Raw genomic sequence first — 6531 nt, forward strand, 5'->3', positions numbered from 1 at the left:
GCCGTGACGGTCGACCTCGGTCTCACGGACCGCTATGTCGACCTGATCGAGGAAGGGTGGGACCTGGCCATCCGGATCGGCCGGCTGAAGGATTCTGGCCTCGTCGCCCGACGGCTGGCGCCCTGCCGCGTCGTCTTGTGCGGAGCACCGGCGTACCTAGCCGCCCACGGAACACCACGCACCATCGCCGATCTGGCCCAGCACAATTGCCTCGGCTACACGATGTCGAGCGCCATCAGCGCCAGACGATGGAGCTTCGGCGCCGAAGGCGACGTACCCGCAGCGGTTGGCGGAAATCTGCGCGCGAACAACGGCGACGCCTTGCTGGCGGCCGCTCTCGCCGGCCAGGGTTTGATTTACCAGCCCACCTTTATCGTCGGAGACAGCCTGCGCGGCGGGGACTTGCAGCGCATCGAACTGGATCAGCCGAGCTACGAACTGGGGGTACACGCGGTGCTGCCTTCCGGGCGTGCCGCCCCAGCCAAAGCACGGGTCCTCGTCGCGTTTCTGGCGCAACGTTTTACACCGACGCCGCGATGGGACCGGGGGCTGGACTAGGAGGTGCGTGGGCCGTCGCGCTTACGTGTGCTACAGGCCCGAACAGGACGGCGTCGGCGACGCCGGTATCCATTTTTGCCGTTCACGTTCTAAGGCGCTAATCTCGGCTTCTTCGTTTTCGCAAGGGCTTACCCATGGTCGCCAGTTGGGCGGTTATTCTTTCGGCGCTGGTTTACCTCAGCCTCCTGTTCGCCGCCGCGCATTGGGGAGATTCGACCGGCCGCAACATCGTACGCGGACGCTCCGGCTCGACCATCGCCGCCCTGTCCTTGGCGGTCTATTGCACGTCGTGGACCTTCTTTGGCTCCGTCGGCCTCGCGAGTTCATCGGGGCTTGATTTCCTGACGATCTACATCGGTCCGATCCTGGTCATCGGCTTGGGTCATGTGCTGATCGGGCGCATCGTGCGCGTGGCGAAGACGCAAAACATCTCCTCGATCGCCGACTTCGTCGCCGCGCGTTATGGCAAGAGTGAGCGGGTTGCCGCCATCGTCTCGCTCATCTGCCTCATCGGCTCCGTCCCCTACATCGCTCTGCAACTGAAAGCCGTTTCGTCGTCACTCGACGTCTTTCTGACAGTCACCAACGGCGCTCCGTCGCATCACATTCCGATCTTCGGCGATCTCGCCCTCGTCGTCGCGCTCGTCCTGGCGGGCTTTGCGGTGGCGTTCGGGACTCGTCATACCGATGCGACGGAACATCAGGACGGCCTCGTTCTCGCGATCTCGTTGGAGTCGATCGTCAAGCTCGTCGCGTTCCTGATCGTCGGGGCCTACGTCACCTTCATCATGTTCGACGGGTTCGACGAGATCGTCGCCCGTTTGGCGGAGAAGGGGATCAATGCGAACCTGATCGAGCGCACGTCCGGGTTCGGCAGCTACATCACGCTGATCCTTCTTTCGATCTGCGCGTCCATCCTGCTGCCGCGTCAATTTCACATGACGGTCGTCGAGAACCGATCGCTCGCCGATCTCAAGCGCGCCGCCTGGCTGTTCCCGCTCTATCTCGTGCTCATCAACATCTTCGTCATTCCGATCGCCCTCGGCGGCATGGCGATTTTTCCGCCCGGCGCCATCGATCGTGACATGACGGTCCTGGCCCTGCCGTTGTTCGACAAGGCGGGAAGCATCGCGCTGATCGCGTTCCTCGGTGGCTTTTCGGCGGCGACAGCCATGGTGATCGTCGATTCGGTTGCAATCGCGATCATGATTTCGAACCATCTCGTCATGCCGATCGTGCTGCGTCGGCGTGCCTTCGCGGACGTCGATCCCGGCGGCTTCGTCCTGGGTGTTCGGCGCGTCTCGATCGTTCTCGTGATCCTTCTCGCCTACGCGTATTATCGCTCCTCCGGCGAAGCCGCGCTCGCCTCGATCGGCCTTCTGTCGTTTGCCGCCATTGCCCAGATCGCCCCGGCGTTTCTCGGCGGTCTGATCTGGTCGCGCGGCACGGCCCTGGGCGCATGCGCCGGTCTGCTCGTCGGCTTCTTCATGTGGGCCTATACGCTTCTCTTGCCCAGCCTCGTCTGGGACGGCGTGTTCTGGTCTGACGTTGTCGTCACCGGTCCCTTCGGCATCCTCGCTCTGAAGCCGACCGCCTTGTTCGGTGTCGATCTCCCGCAACTCACGCACGGGGTGATCTGGAGTCTGACCCTCAATATACTCACCTATATCGGCGCATCCTTCTGGCGGCAGGCGACGGCGCTCGAGCGTATTCAGGCCAAGGTGTTCGTCGGCGAGCCCGACGTCTCGGCAGCCCCGAGCTTCCGGCTGTTTCGCGCCAGTGTGACGGTCGACGAATTGCGCGCGACGGTAGCGCGATATCTCGGTGACGAGCGCGCCACCAAATCCTTCGCGGGCTTCGCCCATAGCCGTGGGCAGCCTCTGGAAGGGCGCGCGGAGGCCGATTTTCACCTCCTGCGCTACGCCGAACATCTGCTCGCCTCTGCCATCGGAACGGCGTCGTCACGTCTTGCGTTGTCGCTGCTTCTGCGCCGACGCACGGTCTCGACCAAGGATGCGTTGAAGCTTCTCGACGATGCGTCGGCCGCTATTCAGCAGAGTCGCGATCTCCTACAGCACGCCATCAACTACGCGAAACAGGGCATCACGGTGCTCGATCGCGATCTACGGCTCCTCGCCTGGAACCAGGCATTCGTGGATCTGTACGATCTGCCGCCCAATCTCGTGCGTGTCGGCGTCGGTATGGACAGCATCATTCGCTTCAACGCTCAGCGCGGCTCCTACGGGCCGGGATCCTACGATCGTCACATCGCATCGCGCATTCATTCGTTCCTGCACGATCTCGAACCGGTCCGCCTCAAGCTCTATCCCTCGCAGATCGTCATCGAGATCCGCTCGAACCAACTCCCGGACGGCGGCCTCGTGACGACATACACGGACGTGACGGAGACCGTCGCGGCAGAGGAGGAAAGCCGGCGCGCCAACGAAACCCTGGAGCAGCGTGTTCGCGAGCGTACCGAAGAACTCACGCGCCTGAACGAGGCTCTCCTCGGCGCCAAAGCCGAGGCGGAAGAAGCCAACATTTCCAAGACTCGGTTCCTCGCGGCGGCCAGTCACGACATTCTCCAGCCTCTCAATGCGGCCCGCCTCTATGCAGCTTCACTGGTCGAGCGAGATCGCGGCGCTGGAGACGTGGTGCTCGCCGAAAACATTGACGCCTCACTCGACGCGGTGGAGGAGATCCTGACCGCCCTGCTCGATATTTCACGGCTCGATACGGGCGCCATGAAGCCGCAATGGTCGAGTTTCCGCATCGACGAACTCTTCCGGCAATTGCAACGGGAGTTCGGACCTGTCGCGCGCGAAAAGGGTCTCGAGATCACGTTCGTCCACTCGTCGCTCACCGTGCGCTCGGACCGTCGCTTGCTGCGTCGCATTTTGCAGAACCTCGTTTCGAACGCGGTCAAATATACGCCCGCCGGACGCGTGCTCGTCGGCGCTAGACGCCGCGGGAACCGTCTCATGCTGGAAATCTGGGATACCGGTCTCGGCATCCCGCCATCGAAGCAGCGGATCGTCTTTCGCGAGTTTCAGCGTCTCGATCAGGGAGCGAAGGCGGCGCGTGGCCTTGGGCTCGGCCTTTCCATCGTGGAACGCATGGGCCGCGTCCTCAGTCATCCGGTGACGCTGCAATCGGGTGCGAGGCGCGGCTCCGTCTTCCGGGTCGACGTTCCGGTGGTGGCGGCGCTTCCCGAATCGGTCGCCTCGCCCGAAGTTCCGAAAGCACCCGTCACCCAGCTTTCGGGTTTGCGCGTTCTCGCCATCGACAACGAGCCCACGATCATCGAAGGCATGCGCCTCCTTCTGACCGGCTGGGGCTGCGACGTGTGGACAGCGTCCGATCTGAACAGTGCGCAGGCCGTTCTCAAAGCCCATCGCGAGGGTCCTGACGTCATCATCGCCGACTATCATCTCGACGAAGGCGATGGGCTCGATCTCATCAAATCGCTGCGTTGGAAGACGCAGGTCGATACGCCCGCCGTACTCGTGACAGCCGACCGCACGCCGACAGTGCGGGACGCGGCCGCGTCGATGAACGTGCACGTGCTGAACAAGCCGCTCAAACCCGCGGCGTTGCGCGCCCTTCTGACCCAATGGCGTGCAACGCGAGAAGCAGCGGAGTGACGTCTCAGGCGATGGTGGGGGTGTAAGGCGCGCGGCCGCTCACCAGTGCGTCGTCGAGAAGTTCGAGCCGGTCCTGGCCCCAGAACACTTCGCCGTCGAGCACATAGGAGGGTGAGCCAAAAACATCTCCCTCGACCGCGTTCTCCAGATTGAGCGCATAGATCGCTTCCGTTGTGCTGCCCGTCGCGACGTCCATCAGGGACGAGGAATCGAGCCCTGCCGCTTCGGCGAGTTCAGCGATGACCAACGGGTCGCCGAGATCGCGGTCTTCCTCCCAGATACCGGCAAAGACGCGGCGTAGGAATGGATCGGGATCCTTGCCTGTCGCAGCGACGGCGATGACGAAACGATCGGCCAGGTTCACATCGAACGGCCAGTGCTTGGGCTTCGGATTGAACGACAGGCCGCGCTTGTCTCGCCAACGCTGCAGCTCGACCCACCGGTATCGCTGCCGAACCGGATGTCGCTGCGCCAGGGGCAACCCACCCGTCTCGGAAAACATTCGTCCGAGGAAAACCGGCTTGTGGTTGACGCTGACCCCGTGCCGGCGTGCGATATCCATAAACGGGGCGTGGCCGATATAGGCCCAGGGGCTCCCTAAGGAGAAGTAGTAATCGATATTGCGTGTCATGGCCAAAGCTTCGCGGGTTTGGCGTCTGTTGGCAAGACGGCTTCGGCGCACATCGAACCTCAACCCGCCTGCTTCATGGCCTCCTCGGCGGCGAGGAACCCGGCGACCTCCGGTCCGGGTTCCGGGGCAATGGCCTGAATGCCGATCGCTCCGAATATTTCGTCGACGGTGGCGAATCGCTTGGACTTGCGATCGTAAAGCCCTGCACGGACGAGAGCGACCGCGCACGCGACCGGAGCGCCGTTTGTGGCGGTTGTGACCAGACGGTGCTCCATCACGACGAAGGTGTCGCCCCAGGTCACGATGCGGGTTTCGAGCGCGAAAGCCTGAAACAGCCGCAGCTCCCGCCGAAAGCGGATGGTGCCCGCATTGACCACGGGCACCCATCCGTTCTTGGCGATCGCCCGCCAAAGACCTGAGCGGATCATGATGTCGGCGCGACCAAGATCCATCAGCGTCCAGTAGCGGCCATTGTTCATGTGCAGCGACGTATCGAGATCGTGCGGCCAGACCCGAAAGCGCAGTCGCGATACGTCCCTGACGGCGTCGATCCGCGGCCGGAAAAACGAGGCCAGAATCAAATGCAGGACCCGCAGCCAGAGATTCATCGGACGGTTCCGAGGAGTTCGTCCGGCTGTGGTTTCATTTGTCGAATCAAGGTTGCCTCACGCAGCCTTCTTCGCGTCGGTGCGCGCATAGAACGAGCCACCCGATGCGGCCATGTCGAGAAGGATCTTCGGCGGCGCGAATCGCTCGCCGTGCCTGGACTGCAGCTTCTTGCACAGATCCACAAAAACCTTCGCGCCCATGAAATCGATATAGGACAGGGCGCCGCCGGTAAACGGTGCGAAGCCGAATCCCAGAATGGAACCCACATCCGCCTCGCGTGGATCGGTGATGACTCCCTCTTCGACCGTGCGTGCGGCTTCAAGGGCCTGCGTCACGAGAAGCCGTTGCTTGAGCTCCTGCATATTGATCAGTTCAGCCTCGAGATTTGTCGCCTGAAGGGCCGACAATCCTGGCCAGAGGCGCTTCGGACCGTTCTCCGGATAATCGTAGAAGCCCTTGCGATTTTTGCGACCGAAGCGCCCTTCCTTCTCAACCAGGTGGGTGAGCAGTTTCTCCTGTTCAGGAACAATCGCCGCGTCGCCCAATTGTGCCTTCGTCGCCTTCAGAATCTTGAGGCCGAGATCGACGCCGACCTCGTCATTGAGCGACAGTGGACCGACGGGCATGCCGGCTTGCTTACCGGCATTCTCGATCATCGGCGCCGGAACGCCCTCGATCAACATGAGATGTCCTTCGAGGATATAGGCCAGGACGCAGCGGTTCGCGAAGAAACCACGTGAGTCGTTGACGACGATCGGCGTCTTCTTGATCGCGCGAACATAGTCGAGCGCGGTTGCGAGCGCCTTGTCGCCGGTCTGCTTTCCCTTGATCACTTCTACGAGCATCATTTTCTCGACGGGCGAAAAGAAGTGAATTCCAATGAATTCGTCGGGGCGCTTGGAGTTCTCGGCGAGGCCTGAAATGGGCAATGTCGACGTATTGGACGCGAAAATGCAATCCGGTCGGATCGCGGCCTCGACCTTCGCGATAACCTCCGCCTTGACCTTCGGATCTTCGAACACCGCTTCGATGACGAGATCGCAACCGCTCAAGTCGTTGTAATCGGCGCTGGTCTTGATGCGCGAAAGG

The 6531-nt window shown here is 62.2% G+C and carries 5 protein-coding genes; 2 read left to right on the top strand and 3 right to left on the bottom strand.

The window, feature by feature from the left end; all coding sequences use genetic code 11:
- Window positions 1-558 (top strand): substrate binding domain-containing protein (locus AC1DT3_RS09700; RefSeq protein WP_477465047.1); only part of this gene is annotated, 558 nt, incomplete at its 5' end.
- A 134-nt stretch (window positions 559-692) separates the two neighbouring features.
- Window positions 693-4202, top strand: a complete 3510-nt coding sequence (locus AC1DT3_RS09705) for a NahK/ErcS family hybrid sensor histidine kinase/response regulator (RefSeq protein ID WP_477465048.1) — start codon at window positions 693-695, stop codon at window positions 4200-4202.
- A gap of 4 nt (window positions 4203-4206) precedes the next feature.
- Here the strand turns inward: AC1DT3_RS09705 and AC1DT3_RS09710 are convergent, their stop codons facing one another.
- From AC1DT3_RS09710 to AC1DT3_RS09720, 3 genes are all read right to left on the bottom strand, one after another.
- A complete protein-coding gene (locus tag AC1DT3_RS09710) occupies window positions 4207-4833 on the bottom strand; it encodes a DsbA family protein (protein ID WP_477465049.1) in 627 nt (208 codons plus the stop codon).
- A 59-nt stretch (window positions 4834-4892) separates the two neighbouring features.
- A complete protein-coding gene (locus AC1DT3_RS09715) occupies window positions 4893-5441 on the bottom strand; it encodes an acyl-CoA thioesterase (RefSeq protein ID WP_477465050.1) in 549 nt (182 codons plus the stop codon).
- Window positions 5442-5498: 57 nt separating this feature from the next.
- The coding region (locus AC1DT3_RS09720) for a 3-hydroxyacyl-CoA dehydrogenase NAD-binding domain-containing protein (RefSeq protein ID WP_477465051.1) at window positions 5499-6531 on the bottom strand (1033 nt) is incomplete at its 5' end.

The organism is Microvirga sp. P4_G7 (assembly GCF_056401005.1).

Excerpts from the sequence above, each read along its gene's own strand:
- AC1DT3_RS09705 (WP_477465048.1), top strand. The coding sequence starts at position 693 with ATGGTCGCCAGTTGGGCGGTTATTCTTTCGGCGCTGGTTTACCTCAGC.
- AC1DT3_RS09710 (WP_477465049.1), bottom strand. The coding sequence starts at position 4,833 with ATGACACGCAATATCGATTACTACTTCTCCTTAGGGAGCCCCTGGGCC.
- AC1DT3_RS09715 (WP_477465050.1), bottom strand. The coding sequence starts at position 5,441 with ATGAATCTCTGGCTGCGGGTCCTGCATTTGATTCTGGCCTCGTTTTTC.